Origin of the sequence: Halostagnicola larsenii XH-48, from assembly GCF_000517625.1 — an archaeon.
GTDB lineage: Archaea > Halobacteriota > Halobacteria > Halobacteriales > Natrialbaceae > Halostagnicola > Halostagnicola larsenii.
Genome location: NZ_CP007055.1, coordinates 2,645,030 through 2,658,122, shown reverse-complemented (window position 1 = coordinate 2,658,122; position 13,093 = coordinate 2,645,030). Strand labels below are relative to the sequence as shown.

The following is a 13,093-nucleotide window of genomic DNA, read 5'->3' as shown; positions in this document are numbered from 1 at the left end:
TCAAGTGGGGCAGTTCGTTGGCGGTTTCGTTTGGACGCTGGCAGTCTCGAGTCCGAAAGCCACGCGTGCATTACTGACCAGGTTACGCGTCGTGTTCAGATCACTTCATTCCATGTCACCACGAATGAACTGAGCCACTGATAAACAATTCTTATGCACGCCGAGTCGATTCCCTGAGACAGGATGGTACGTGAGAGTTGGGCGAGTCGCGCTGGATTTATCCTGGCCGCGGTCGGAAGCGCGGTCGGACTGGGGAACATCTGGCGATTTCCCTGGATGACCGCGGAGAACGGCGGGAGCGCCTTTTTACTGTTGTATCTGCTCATCGTCCTCGTCGTCGGGGTACCGGGATTGCTGGCCGCGTTCGTGATCGGTCGACAGTCGAATCGGAACCCAGTGGGGGCGTTCAAATCGCTCGCCGGATCGCGTTTCTGGGCGGCGTTGGGCGTGCTCTGTGTCGTCACCTCGATCATGCTGATGTCGTTCTACAGCGTCGTCGGCGGGTGGATCCTTCGGTACTTCCTCGAGAGCGCGACGGGTGCCTATTTCACGGATCCCGAAACCCACTTCGCAGCGATCAGCTACGGTGCCGAAGCGTTCGGCTACCAACTCGCCGTCCTCGCGGCCACGTCTCTGATCGTCGCCGCGGGGATCAGACGCGGCATCGAGGCGACGACGAAGGTGATGATACCCGGCGTCGTGGTGTTGCTCGTCGGACTCGCGATCTGGGCGGCCCAACAACCCGGCGCCGCACAGGGATACGAGTTCTACCTCGAATTCGACGGTACCTACCTCGCGGAGAACTTCCTATCGGTACTGGGAGCGGCCGCCGGTCAGGCGCTTTTCACCCTCTCGATTGGCAGCGGGACGATGATCACCTACGCCTCCTACATCGACGACGACCGCTCGCTGCCCCTCGACGCCTCGGCTATCGCCGTGTTCAATCTCGGTATCGGCATCCTGGGCGGATTCGTGGTGTTCCCGTTGCTGTTTTCGTTTGCGCCAGGACCGACTGAGGGCGGCCCCGGCGCCCTGTTTGTCGGGATCGCCGGCGCGTTCGCGAGCCTGCCCGGCGGGCGACTTCTCGGCGCGGTCTTCTTTCTCGTCGTTCTTCTCGCAGCCCTGACGAGTCTGATAAGTATGCTCGAGATTCCGGTCTCGTTGCTGGTCGACGAGTTCGATATCGAGCGGTCGGGGGCGACCTGGGGGCTATTCGCGCTGATCGCACTCACCGGCGGCGTGAACGCGTTTAGCCCCGCGGTGTTTACGCTGTTCGCGAACCACCTCGTCGATCTACTCTTGGTGCTCGGACTGACCGGGTTCATGGTGTACACGGCCTGGGTCCTCGGTCCGGCCGCGGTCGAGGAGTACCTCGAAGGTGCGGGACAGCTCTCACGCCCACTGGTGGTCCCGTGGCGATACGCGATCGGGACTCTCTTCCCGGCGTTTCTTCTCTTTACGTTCTACGCCGATGTCGCGGCCCTCATCGGGCTCCCAGCGGGAACGGGATTATTGTTGGTCGTGACGCTGCTGACGGTGATGGCGCTCGTCGTAGTGGCCCGTCGTTCCGTCTCCGAAAACCGACCGCAACCGAGCGAGAGCACGGACTGACTGAGACAAGTCGCTCAGTGCCCCTTTTGCTCTGCGTACGGTCGCTCCGCGACCGCACTCGGCAAAACGTTGATGAAAAGCACTTCGTCACCCCCTCAGCCGCGCCTACGGCGCGGCTTCGAGGGTTCCTTGGCCCGCTCGCTCACTGGACCGCCTGTACCTATCGTGAGTTTCGAGATTACGTTTAACGAAATAATGGCGCTTCTATCGACTGATACGTGTTGCTCGCCGGGCTGTCCCAGACCGCCGAGCCGTGAGCATCGCCTGATGAGTTGTCGACCTCGATTTTGTATCGCTCAAAGACAGTCGATTGACCTCGAGAACCGGGATTTCGTACTCACCTCGAGCGGTTTTCGATGTCACTCGAGACCGATGCGTTTGTTAACTCTGATCTGAAAGAATAATTCACAGACTACCAATGTCGGCTACTCAAACAGGCGCGACAACCGGCGATCGTAATTCGTTCGTGTACGTCGTCGCGGGCCTGGCGGCCCTCAACGGCTTACTGTTCGGATTCGACACCGGCGTCATCTCCGGCGCAATGCTCTACATCCGAGACACGTTCGACCTGACGATGATCATGGGGTACGCGATCGACCCCTCCCTCGTCGAAGGCGTGGTCGTCAGCGGCGCGATGGTCGGCGCGATTTTCGGGGCCGCACTCGGCGGTCGACTCGCCGATCGGCTCGGCCGTCGTCGGCTGATCCTCGTCGGCGCGGTCGTCTTCTTCGTCGGCTCGCTCATCATGGCGGTCGCCCCGAACGTCGAGGTGCTCATCCTCGGCCGGATCGTCGACGGGATCGGCGTCGGCTTCGCCTCCGTCGTCGGCCCGCTGTACATCTCCGAAATCTCGCCGCCGAAGATCCGCGGCTCGCTGGTCTCGCTCAACCAGTTGACGATCACGAGCGGCATCCTCATCGCGTATCTGGTGAACTACGCCTTCGCCAACGGCGGCGAGTGGCGCTGGATGCTCGGTATCGGCATGCTTCCCGCAGCCATCCTCTTCCTCGGCATGCTCTATATGCCCGCGAGCCCGCGGTGGCTCTACGAACAGGGTCGCGAATCGGATGCGCGCGAAGTACTCTCGCGGACGCGCTCCGAAGGGCGAGTCGGCGAGGAACTCGAGGAGATTAAAAAGACGATCCAGACCGAATCCGGAACGCTCCGGGACCTGCTCAAGGCGTGGGTTCGACCGATGTTGATCGTCGGCGTCGGGCTGGCGGCGTTCCAGCAGATCACCGGGATCAACACGGTGATGTACTACGCGCCGACGATCCTCGAGTCGACCGGCTTCGCAGATACCGCGTCGATCCTCGCCACCGTCGGAATCGGCGCGATCAACGTCGTCATGACCGTCGTCGCGGTCCTGTTGATCGACCGGACCGGCCGTCGGCCGCTGTTGCTGACCGGTCTGGCGGGGATGACCGTAATGCTCGCGGTGCTCGGAGCCGTGTTCTACCTGCCCGGTCTCTCCGGCGTCGTCGGCTGGGTCGCGACGGGCAGTCTGATGCTCTACGTCGCCTTCTTCGCGATCGGCCTCGGACCGGTGTTTTGGCTGATGATCTCCGAAATCTACCCGATGGAGGTCCGCGGGACCGCGATGGGCGTGGTCACGGTCGTCAACTGGGCCGGTAACCTGATCGTCTCGCTGACCTTCCTCCGGCTCGTCGACGTCTTCGGCCAGTCCGGAACGTTCTGGCTTTACGGCGCGTTCTCGGCGCTCGCGCTCGTGTTCTGTTACCAGCTCGTCCCCGAGACGAAGGGTCGGTCGCTCGAGGAGATCGAAGCGGACCTGCGCGAGACGGCCGTCGGAACCGCCGCGTCCGACGATCGCTCGAGCGCGACCGACGCCGACGACTGATCCCCGTCTGCCGATCAGGCGTCGATCATGCTGAACTCGTACCCGTCCTCGTCTTCGAGCGCGTTCTCGTAGACGACGTGGGCAGCCGCAACGTCCTGAATCGCGAGGCCGGTGGAGTCGAAAACGGTCACGCCGGTCTCATCGGTTCGCCCCGATACCGCGCCGGTGACTATTTCGCCGATTTCGGCGTGGATGTCCGCGTCCGTCAGGACGCCCGCGGCGTAGGGCACGTTGATCTCTCCGGAGTGGGTACACTGCTCGTGGTCGTCGATGACGACCGTCGCCGACTGCAGAAGATCGTCCGTGAGTTCGTGTTTGCCCGCGGCGTCGGCCCCGATCGCGTTGATATGGGTGTGTTCGCCGACATCGTCGATGCTGACGATCGGGTCCTCGACTGGCGTCACCGTCGAGAGCACGTCGCAGTGGCCCGCTTCGGAAATCGACCCGCTCCGGATGTCGAACCCGTCTTCGAACGTTTCGATGAATCGTTCGAGACGCGCCTCGTCGAGGTCCGACACGACGACTTCCTCGATCGGCCGGACGGCCGCGATCGCCTCGAGTTGCGTGTACGACTGCACACCCGCCCCGACGATGCCCAGACTCGAGGCGTCCTCGCGCGCGAGATAGTCCGTCGCGACGGCCGCGGCCGCGCCGGTCCGTTTCATCGTCAGTTCGGCCCCGTCCATGATCGCCAGCGGGAACGCGGTCTCGGGGTCGGAGTAGATCATCGTCCCGAGGACGGTCGGCAGGTCGTGATCCCGCGGGTTGTCCGGGTGGACGTTGACCCACTTGAGGCCGGCGGCGTCCCACTCGTCGGTCTCGAGATAGGCCGGCATCGACCGGAAGTCGCCGTTGTACTGCGGGAGATCGATGTAGGATTTGGCGGGCATCTGTGCGTCGCCGCGCTCGTAGGCTACGAAGGCGTCTTCGACCGCTCGAACGACATCGGTCATCCGCGCGTTCTCGTCGACGGCTTCGCTGTCGAGAAGTAGCGTGTGCATACGTGCAACTATTGCCGGCTGGTATTTAGTTTGTGCCGGAAGATCTTCGTCTACGTTCGTTTTCCCGGCTGGGATGGCGATTTATCCGGCGTATTACCCAATGCGGACCGAATCATTCTAAATCCATATTATCGGAGATAAGAATATGTCCATCGAGCACAAACCAATGGATATGGCGACTAGTAATGCCCTCGAGCGAACCGGCACGCGGTGGAATCCCGTCGTCCTTCGGCTGGCGCTGGGAATCGTCTTCGTCGTCTCCGGACTCGGAAAAGTACTCGGTATCGGCCCGAAAGCCAGCGGAATCGCCGGATTCACCGACACCCTCGCAGGACTCGGCCTTCCCTTCCCGACGCTGTTCGCGTGGATCGTCGGACTCGTCGAACTGGCAGGCGGTGTCTTGCTCCTGGCTGGACTGTTCACCAGATACGCAGCGGGGCTCCTCGCCGTGATCATGGCCGTCGCGACCGTCCTCGTCCACCTTCCCTATGGGTTCGTCGCCGGCGACGGCGGCATCGAGTACACGCTCGTCCTGACGCTCGTCTCGCTATCGCTCGTTCTGAGCGGGCCGGGCGCGTGCTCGCTCGAGCGATACCTCTTCGACGAGGAACTGTTCGTTCCGGCGGACTCGAGCCGTCGGCAACAGACCGGCTGAGTGTCGTCAGGCGTTGTGACTAAAGATCAGAGAGAATACGAGTCGAGTCAACGAAAGAAGTGTTCGCTGTTGGTTGTGGGCCGCGCTTGGTACGCTTTGTCAATAATGCGGATGTAAGCTTCCCTTCCGCTTCACCGTGAGGGTCGCAGGCCCGAACAGGCCAACGACCGATGTGGAGAGTGCGGCGCTACGCGCCGCCTCGAAACGGAGGGAGGAGCGCTTTTATACTAAATTTTGCCGAGGGATGGCTTCACCATCCCGTAGAGCAAAATTTAGCTTTACTCGCGGGTCACTGCGCTCCCCGCTCGCTTGCAGCGATTCTCGCTCACTGCGTTCGCTCCGAATCGCTCCTACATCATGCCGCCCATGCCACCGCCCATGCCGCCCATGCCGCCGCCCATTCCGCCTGGGCCGCCTGGGCCGCCGGCCGGCATCTCGTCGTCATCGTCGTCGTCCGGCGAACCGCCTTTGAGTTCGCCAGCGGCGATGACGTCGTCGATGCGAAGCAGCATGACCGCGGCTTCGGTCGCGGATTCGATCGCCTGCGTCTTCACGCGAAGCGGCTCGTAGACGCCCTCGGCGTCCATGTCGATGGTGTCGCCGGTGTAGGCGTCGAGGCCGGCGGCCGTGTCGCCGCCGTCGTGTGCGCTGCGCAGTTCGACGAGCGAGTCGATGGGGTCGAGTCCGGCGTTCTCGGCCAGCGTGCGTGGCACGACCTCGAGGGCGTCCGCGAAGGCTTCGATGGCCAGTTGCTCGCGACCGCCGACGGAATCGGCGTGGTCGCGGAGCGCGAGCGAGAGCTCGGTTTCGGGTGCGCCGCCGCCTGCGACAACCTTCCCGTCCTCGACTGTCGTTCGCACGACGCCCAGCGAGTCCTCGATCGCTCGGTCGACTTCGTCGATGACGTGTTCGGTGCCGCCGCGGAGGATCAGGGTGACGGCCTTCGCGTCGTCGACGTCCTCGACGAAGATGCGCTGGTCGCCGGCGATGTCCTTCTGTGCGACGCTGCCGGCGAAGCCGAGGTCGTCCTCGGTCAGGTCGTCGACGGTCGTCACGGGCGTCGCGCCGGTCGCGCGGGCCAGCTGGCTCTGGTCGCTGGATTTGACGCGACGGACCGCGATGATGCCCTCCTGTGCGAGGTAGTGCTGGGCCATGTCGTCGATGCCGCCGTCGACGAAGACGACGTCCGCGCCGACGTCTGCGAGCTGCGTGGCCATCTCCTCGAGCTGTGCTTCTTCTTGCTCCATGAACTCCTGGAGCTGATCCGGATCGGTGACGTTGACTTCGGCGTCGATTTCGGTCTCTTTGACCTCGAGTGCGCCGTCGACGATCGCGACGTTGGCGTCTTCCGCGAAGTACGGCATGTTGTCGGAGACGCGCTCCTTGTCGACGATGACGCCCTCGACGAGTTCGGAGTTCTCGATCGAACCGCCGATGACCTTCTCGACTTTGATGTTGTCCGTGTCGATGCCGTCATCGTCGGCGACCGTCTGGACGGCCTGCACGACGAGCGCCGAGAGCAGGTCTCGAGCGTTCTCTGCGCCCTTTCCTGTCATCGCTGTCGAGGCGATCTGCTCGAGTACCTCTGTATCGTCCTCGTCGACATCGATGGCGATGTCCTCGAGGGCTTCGGTCGCTTTCTCGGCGGCCTGACGATACCCCTGTGCGAGCGTCGTCGCGTGGATGTCCTGGTCGAGGAGCTCCTCGGCGCGTTTGAGGAGTTCGCCAGAGACGACGACGGCGGAGGTGGTGCCGTCGCCGACTTCGTCTTCTTGCGTCTGGGCGACCTCGACGATCATGTTGGCCGCCGGGTGATCGATGTCCATCTCCGAGAGGATGGTGACGCCGTCGTTGGTGACGACGACCGAGCCCGTCGAGTCGACGAGCATCTTGTCCATCCCTTTCGGTCCGAGCGTCGTGCGGACCGATTCCGCGACGGCTTTCCCGGCCGTGATGTTCATCGACTGTGCGTCTTTTCCGGAGGTACGCTGGCTGTCCTCCGAAAGTACGATTAGCGGCTGGTTGCCCATCTGCTGTTGTGCCATAGTCAAACGAAGGATTGTTTGCTATTCTATATAGGTCTTTCCCTATCACTCAAATCCATACCTTCGATGACGGTTGTGTCGGGTGTTTTCGTGGTTGGGACTGGCTGGGTATTTATAATCGATACAGCAATGCGGATGAACGACTGGTTCGAGCCGTCTGGCCATCCGCTCGTGAGAACGCCCTCTCGAATCGGTTGTTCGCGCTGTTCGATGGAAAACCAGTCGAGTCGGGTGTACGGATCCGCCGACGTTCAGTATCGACGCTCGAGCCTGCTCACGACTTGCCGCCGGGATACTCGTGGTACTGCATTCCCTGGTGTTTCATCTCGTTGTGTCGTTCCTCGAGGAACGAGTAGACCGCGCCGTGTGGCGCGCCGTCTAGCAGCATCTCTGCTGCGGTTCGGACGGCGTCGACTTCCGGCGGGGAGCCGATGACGCCCAGCGTCGAACCGTAGATGACGACCGACGCGCCCGAGAGTTCTTCCATAAGCTCTCGAGTGCGGCCGTTTTCGCCGATCAGTCGCCCCTTCTTGCGTTTCAGGTCGTTTTTGTTGCGCGAGGCGGCGTCGATGTCGACGACGTCGAACAGCATCATGTCGTCGTCGAGCAATCGAAGCGCATCCTCCGGCGGGAACCCGCGACCGATCGCGCGAACGATTTCGGGACCTTTGAGCCCCTTGACTGGATCGCCGACGGTATCGACGGCGACCGAACCGTTTTCGGAATCGATATCCAGCCGAACCTCGGCCGCCGCTTCGATCTCTCGCATCGTCTCGCCGCCTTCTCCGATGAGAACGCCGATACGGTCCTGCGGAATCTTCACGTGCTGCATACCCGTTACTACTGGACGAAACAGCAAAAGGGCTTGGACCGCGCTCGCAGGTCGTTCCCAGTGACTCGGCGGCCTCTCGAACTCGCTTGTCAAGAGCCGACGCCGACAACGGGCGCTCGTTGCCTAGACGACGTCGACCGTCCTCGATTCTCGCTGGGGAACGAGCGGCAGTTCGGGGAACGCGACGCTGACCGTAAACTCGAGTTCGTCCGCGTTGGCACCGAAGACGCCGACGGGGACGGTCTCCTCGCCTCGGAGGTACGTGCTCGTCTTCGTCATCTCGACGCCGTTCACCGTGACGCGGATGCCAGCCTGCGCGGGTTCGCCGACGTTTCGAACCGTCACCTCGCAGGCGTCGTTCTCGCCGGTGGCGATCTCGTCGGGGAACCGACCCCACTCGAGTTCGACGGCGGGAAGCGACTGTGCGCCCTCGTAGACCCGCTCGGCGACGCCCTCCGAGAGGCCCGCCGAAACGAGTCCGTCGATTCCCGCCTCGACGATGTCGCCTGGCGTCGAGTGGCCCTCCTTCGCGAGTTTGCTCGCGCGGCCGGGACCGACCCCGTCGATGGCCGTGAGCCCGACCGCGTCGTCGGCGACGCCGTTTTCGATTCGGGCTTCGACCCGCCGGGCGAGGTTCGCCTCGTGCGGCCCCGAAAACCGCTCGAGAAACGCCTGCAGCGCCGAGAGGAGGCGGGTCGCGTTCCGGCGGATGACCCACGCGTCGCTCCGGAGCTCGCTCGGCGTCGATCCGCTCGCAGCGCCCCGGAGAATCGCGAGCACCTTCCGCTGGCCCGCCTCTAAGTCGTCGGTCTTCTGGCCGACCAACACGGCGTTGATCGCGTCGCGTTCGGACTGGCGCGCCGAGACCGAATCGAACTCGACCGCGCCGGCGACGGTCTCGAGTACGTCCGCGGTCTCGATCGACTCTCGCTCGGTCAGCGAGGCGAACCTGGCAGCCGTCTCGAGTCGCAGGTAGTACTTCGAGGCGAGCACGCCCCGCGGCGTCGCCTCGATCGAGAGGTCCTCGCCCGTCTCGACGAACCCGCGTTCGACCAGGCGCTCGAGACAGTCCCGAACCCGCTGTCGGAGGTTCGGGAAGTCGTACTCCTCGGGGCGTGACTGCCCGCGGACGTAGTAAAACGTCGTCTCGAGCCAGTCCATCACGTCCTCGAGATCCGTGATCGTCCCCATCGCGATCTCGGCGTTGAGGTGGGTTTCTAAGCTCTCGGCGAGTCGGGACTCGATCTCCTTGCCGTCTTTGAGCAACTGTCTGTACTTGTCAGCCTCCGTGGCGTCGCAGACGACCCAGCCGTACCCGACGTCGTCGTAGCCGGGCCGTCCCGCTCGTCCGAGCATCTGGAGGACGTCGAGCGGGCTCATGTCGACCTCGCCCTCGAGCGGGTCGTGGAGTTTCGTGTCCCGAATAATGACACAGCGGGCGGGCAGGTTCACGCCCCAGGCCAGCGTCGAGGTCGAAAAGAGCAGTTCGACGATGCCCTCCTTGAACCACTCCTCGACGAGGTCCCGATCGTTCTTCGAGAGCCCCGCGTGGTGGAACGCGACCCCGTCGAGGACGGAGTTTCGAAGCGTGTCGTTCTCGAGTTCCTGTGCGTCAGTGTGAAAGTCGTAGTCCCCGCGGGCTCCCATCGGCACGTCGCGTTCGGCGATCTCGTCTCTGGCTTTCTCCGCGGCGCGAACCGTATCCTGTCTCGAGGAGACGAACACCAGCGCTTGCCCGTCTTCGCGCAGGTGCGGTTCGGCGAGGTCGAGCGCCCGGTACAGTCGTCGGTACTTGTCCGCGAACGCGTTCTCGCCGTGCGTGTAGGTTTTCACGCCCGCGTTGAGATCGACGGGGCGGTACTCCTCGTCGAACTCGAAGGTCGTCTCGGCGCTCGCGTCGAGCCACGCCGCGACGTCTTCGACGTTCGGCATCGTCGCAGAAAGCGCGACGATTCGCGGTTCACAGAGCCGTCGCAATCGCGAAATCGTCACCTCGAGGACCGATCCTCGCCGGTCGGCGTCGAGCAGGTGTACCTCGTCGATCACGCAGACGTCGATGTCCGTGACGAAGTCGTAGCGTCTCGAGTCGTGTTTTCGGGTCGCCGAATCGAGCTTTTCGGGAGTCATCACGAGGATGTCCGCGCGCCGTGCGCGCCGCGGGTTCAGATCGCGTTCGCCAGTGACGACGTACACGGAGTACCCGAGCTCCTCGAAGCGGTCCCAGTCGTCTTCTTTCTCGTTCGTCAGCGCCCGCATCGGGGCGATAAACAGCGCCGTGCCGCCGTCGGCGAGCGATTTGCAGATCGCCAGTTCCGCGAGCGCGGTCTTCCCTGACGCGGTCGGCGCGCTCGCAACGACGTTCTCCTCGCGCTCGAGCAGGGCGGGCAGGGCCTCGCGTTGCATTCGGTTGAACTCCTCGAACGCGAACGCGTCGGCGAACTCCGGCAGCACCTCGGCGACCTCCATCACCCGAAAACGGGAAGTGGTCGGTGAAAGGCGTTTCCTTCGCGTTCCGCGCGAGGGTACATCGACCGATCCGCCTCCTCACTGGGTGTCGTATTTCTTCGCTTTCGTCTGGACTGTTTGGCAGCGAGAACGGCCGACTCAGGGCTGTTGCTGTTTGGTCTCTTCTCGCTCGGAAACGTCCTCGAGTTGATCGCTCAGCAGGCTACTGGCCTGTTCCGGTCTGGGGACGCGCTCGAAGGTGAGCTCCGGATCGCCCGACCCGGCGGTGTAGACCGTTAGATTCCCGTATCCCAGCACCCGGCCAACCGCGTCCTGCTCGAGACTGATGTTCTGGATGCGCTCGAGTCGAAACTGGGTGACGTCCCTCGAGACGACGCCGTGTTTCTTGTAGAGTTCGGCGGTGGTGATGACGTACCGGGTGTTCGTCCAGCCCAGGTATCGAACGAGAACGAGCGAGATGCCGACGATGGCGAGCACGAAGCCGACCGCAAGAAACACGGCCGTCTCGGTCGTCGTACTCCAGCCGACGATGACGATTCCGACGAGCGTGACGATGATGCCGACCGGAAGCCCGGTTCCCATCGCGATCGGATGCGGGCGACTCTCCCAGACGATGTCGTGCTCGTCGCTCAGGTGAAACCAGTCCGGCGTGGAGCCGAAGGCCATTGGACCCTCGCTATTCCGTTCGGCACCGTAAAGCTGTCGCGAGAATGGAGTGGTTACTGCGGGTTGCCGGGGGGACCGGTCGCCGACAGCGGTGACAACGTCCTTTTGCCCGTTCGGACCGAACGAGCGAGCATGACTACGGTCGAGGCCAAACTCGAGGCCGCCCGCGCCGACCTCGCGAGCCGCGACGGCGTCCTGGTCGCTTTCTCCGGCGGCGTGGACTCGAGCGTCGTGGCCGCCATCGCACACGACGCGCTGGGCGAGGACGCCGTCGCCTGTACGGCAAAGAGCGAGACGCTTCCGGAGGCCGAACTCGAGGACGCGAGGCGGGTCGCAGCGGAGATCGGCATCCGCCACGAGATCGTCTCCTTCTCCGAACTCGAGAGCGACGACTTCGTCGAAAACGACGGCGACCGGTGCTATCACTGTCGAACGATGCGCCTCGGCGAGATGCTCGAGACGGCACAGCGACTCGGTATCGGAACCGTTTGTGACGGAACCAACGCCGACGACCCCGGTGCGGGACACCGACCGGGGCTGCAGGCGGTCGAGGAACTCGACGTCGTCTCGCCGCTTTTGGCCCACGATATCACGAAAGCCGAGGTCCGCGAGATCGCCGAGCGCTACGACCTCTCGGTCGCGGACAAACCGTCGATGGCCTGTCTCTCCTCTCGGATCCCGACCGGACTCTCCGTGACCGAGGAGCGACTCACCCGCGTCGAGCAAGCCGAGTCCCTCCTCCGCGACTGGGGATTCGAACAGTTTCGCGTGCGCGACCACGACGGCCTCGCGCGCATCGAGGTCGCACCCGACGAACTCGAGGTCGCCCTCGACCCGGCCTTCGTCGAAGCCGCGCGCGACGCGTTCTCGGATATCGGCTTCGAGCACGTCACTCTCGATCTCCACGGCTACCGGACCGGTAGCGTAAGTCCCGAAGCCGACGGCACAGATACCAGCGCCACAGATGCCGGCGGCACGGCGGCCGACGGAGCGGATGTCGATGACGGCGTCTCGAGTGTCGAGAACTAACGAACCCAGGCGATGTCATCGCCGACCACCGGTGCCGCCCGTCGCGACCTGCGGGGGAGTCGACCAGGTCGTCGGGCGGATGAACGATTCCGCGACGGGCGGCACGTACGATGCGCGTATTCTCCGACTTCACCGATATTTGGCACACGTTCGTCCAAAATATAAACTTGTTCAGCCAGCAAAACCACTCATTGGTTCGATTATTCCACTAACGTCCGGGAATATTGCGTAATACGATACGAACGTATCCCTTCACTGAGTAGGAGAACACGATGGAGATCGAGGTTCCCCCAGACTGGAACGAAGAAGAACACAGGAGCTACACACCCGCGGATAGCGATCGGGAAATGCAGTATCGGACGTATCTCCACGAATCGGGCGATCTTCGGCTCAAAGTCGCACCTGCGTCGCTGGACGGCGAAGACCATCCCGGCTACACGCTCACGACGACCAGCTATCCGGGACTCGAGTTCGCAGAAACCGCCACCGTCAGAACCGTTCTCACCTTCGAACGCTGCGGAAAAATCGCCCGACGCTTCATGGAACTCTTTTCGGCGAGTTACGACGGACCGGGCTCGCTCGAGGACGCCCTCGAGTACGCCCACGACCGGACGTGTGAACATCGGTAGTGTAGGCCTTCTCCGTTCGTCCGCGCCGTTATCTCTGAACGGCCGTCGAGAGCCGTCTGTCGGCGGACGCGACCGTCATTGGGGTAGAAACATACCGCAGAAACGCATCACTATTTCCGTCTAGTCGAACAGTTCCGGGGCCACGTCGATCGATACGTGCTGGTGGCACGCCCGCCGCGGATCCTCACCGTCGACGTGCTCCGTCGCCGACTCGTCAGAGCGGCTCTCGGCGTGTCGTGGTCGGGCCGCCTCCGCGGCTTCGATTGCCATCTCTGGGGGTCGGTACGCTCGAGCCATC

11 protein-coding genes are annotated in these 13,093 nt (G+C 63.3%); 5 read left to right on the top strand and 6 right to left on the bottom strand.

Annotation, left to right across the window (positions count from 1 at the left end):
• The first annotated feature begins 183 nt into the window (after window positions 1-183).
• Both HALLA_RS13420 and HALLA_RS13415 read left to right on the top strand, forming a co-directional pair.
• Window positions 184-1,611, top strand: a complete 1,428-nt coding sequence (locus tag HALLA_RS13420; RefSeq protein WP_049953831.1) for a sodium-dependent transporter — start codon at window positions 184-186, stop codon at window positions 1,609-1,611.
• Window positions 1,612-2,029: 418 nt separating this feature from the next.
• The gene (locus HALLA_RS13415; RefSeq protein ID WP_049953830.1) at window positions 2,030-3,472 is read left to right on the top strand and encodes a sugar porter family MFS transporter; all 1,443 of its coding nucleotides are present in this window, start codon (window positions 2,030-2,032) and stop codon (window positions 3,470-3,472) included.
• A gap of 14 nt (window positions 3,473-3,486) precedes the next feature.
• Here the strand turns inward: HALLA_RS13415 and HALLA_RS13410 are convergent, their stop codons facing one another.
• Window positions 3,487-4,473 (bottom strand): ornithine cyclodeaminase family protein, encoded by a 987-nt coding sequence (locus HALLA_RS13410; protein ID WP_049953829.1) that lies wholly within the window; start codon window positions 4,471-4,473, stop codon window positions 3,487-3,489.
• Window positions 4,474-4,645: 172 nt separating this feature from the next.
• On the opposite strand from HALLA_RS13410, the gene HALLA_RS13405 reads away from it, so the two are divergent.
• Window positions 4,646-5,128 carry a DoxX family protein gene (locus HALLA_RS13405; RefSeq protein ID WP_049954130.1) on the top strand — a complete coding sequence of 161 codons (483 nt, stop codon included), beginning with the start codon at window positions 4,646-4,648 and terminating at the stop codon, window positions 5,126-5,128.
• Between the two features lie 350 nt (window positions 5,129-5,478).
• Here the strand turns inward: HALLA_RS13405 and thsA are convergent, their stop codons facing one another.
• The 4 genes from thsA to HALLA_RS13385 form a co-directional block, all read right to left on the bottom strand.
• Window positions 5,479-7,158, bottom strand: a complete 1,680-nt coding sequence (gene thsA, locus HALLA_RS13400) for a thermosome subunit alpha (RefSeq protein WP_049953828.1) — start codon at window positions 7,156-7,158, stop codon at window positions 5,479-5,481.
• Window positions 7,159-7,447: 289 nt separating this feature from the next.
• Entirely contained in the window at window positions 7,448-8,005 is a 558-nt protein-coding gene (locus tag HALLA_RS13395; RefSeq protein WP_049953827.1) for a KH domain-containing protein, read from the bottom strand.
• Window positions 8,006-8,128: 123 nt separating this feature from the next.
• Window positions 8,129-10,471, bottom strand: coding sequence for a DEAD/DEAH box helicase (locus HALLA_RS13390; protein WP_049953826.1), 2,343 nt, complete (start codon window positions 10,469-10,471; stop codon window positions 8,129-8,131).
• 138 nt (window positions 10,472-10,609) lie between these two features.
• The gene (locus HALLA_RS13385) at window positions 10,610-11,137 is read right to left on the bottom strand and encodes a PH domain-containing protein (RefSeq protein ID WP_049953825.1); all 528 of its coding nucleotides are present in this window, start codon (window positions 11,135-11,137) and stop codon (window positions 10,610-10,612) included.
• Between the two features lie 132 nt (window positions 11,138-11,269).
• On the opposite strand from HALLA_RS13385, the gene larE reads away from it, so the two are divergent.
• Together larE and HALLA_RS13375 are read left to right on the top strand one after the other, a co-directional pair.
• Window positions 11,270-12,166: an ATP-dependent sacrificial sulfur transferase LarE gene (gene larE / locus HALLA_RS13380; RefSeq protein ID WP_049953823.1), complete on the top strand. Its 897-nt coding sequence runs from the start codon at window positions 11,270-11,272 to the stop codon at window positions 12,164-12,166.
• 272 nt (window positions 12,167-12,438) lie between these two features.
• Window positions 12,439-12,795 carry a hypothetical protein gene (locus tag HALLA_RS13375; RefSeq protein WP_049953822.1) on the top strand — a complete coding sequence of 119 codons (357 nt, stop codon included), beginning with the start codon at window positions 12,439-12,441 and terminating at the stop codon, window positions 12,793-12,795.
• A 120-nt stretch (window positions 12,796-12,915) separates the two neighbouring features.
• On the opposite strand, the gene HALLA_RS20675 is transcribed toward HALLA_RS13375, so the two are convergent.
• Complete coding sequence (locus tag HALLA_RS20675; protein ID WP_169732142.1) at window positions 12,916-13,092, bottom strand: hypothetical protein; 177 nt, start codon at window positions 13,090-13,092, stop codon at window positions 12,916-12,918.
• Window position 13,093 lies beyond the last annotated feature (1 nt).

Coding starts and splice junctions, on each gene's coding strand:
- HALLA_RS13420 (WP_049953831.1), top strand. CDS start 184: ATGGTACGTGAGAGTTGGGCGAGTCGCGCTGGATTTATCCTGGCCGCG.
- HALLA_RS13415 (WP_049953830.1), top strand. CDS start 2,030: ATGTCGGCTACTCAAACAGGCGCGACAACCGGCGATCGTAATTCGTTC.
- HALLA_RS13410 (WP_049953829.1), bottom strand. CDS start 4,473: ATGCACACGCTACTTCTCGACAGCGAAGCCGTCGACGAGAACGCGCGG.
- HALLA_RS13405 (WP_049954130.1), top strand. CDS start 4,646: ATGGCGACTAGTAATGCCCTCGAGCGAACCGGCACGCGGTGGAATCCC.
- thsA (WP_049953828.1), bottom strand. CDS start 7,158: ATGGGCAACCAGCCGCTAATCGTACTTTCGGAGGACAGCCAGCGTACC.
- HALLA_RS13395 (WP_049953827.1), bottom strand. CDS start 8,005: ATGCAGCACGTGAAGATTCCGCAGGACCGTATCGGCGTTCTCATCGGA.
- HALLA_RS13390 (WP_049953826.1), bottom strand. CDS start 10,471: ATGGAGGTCGCCGAGGTGCTGCCGGAGTTCGCCGACGCGTTCGCGTTC.
- HALLA_RS13385 (WP_049953825.1), bottom strand. CDS start 11,137: ATGGCCTTCGGCTCCACGCCGGACTGGTTTCACCTGAGCGACGAGCAC.
- larE (WP_049953823.1), top strand. CDS start 11,270: ATGACTACGGTCGAGGCCAAACTCGAGGCCGCCCGCGCCGACCTCGCG.
- HALLA_RS13375 (WP_049953822.1), top strand. CDS start 12,439: ATGGAGATCGAGGTTCCCCCAGACTGGAACGAAGAAGAACACAGGAGC.
- HALLA_RS20675 (WP_169732142.1), bottom strand. CDS start 13,092: ATGGCTCGAGCGTACCGACCCCCAGAGATGGCAATCGAAGCCGCGGAG.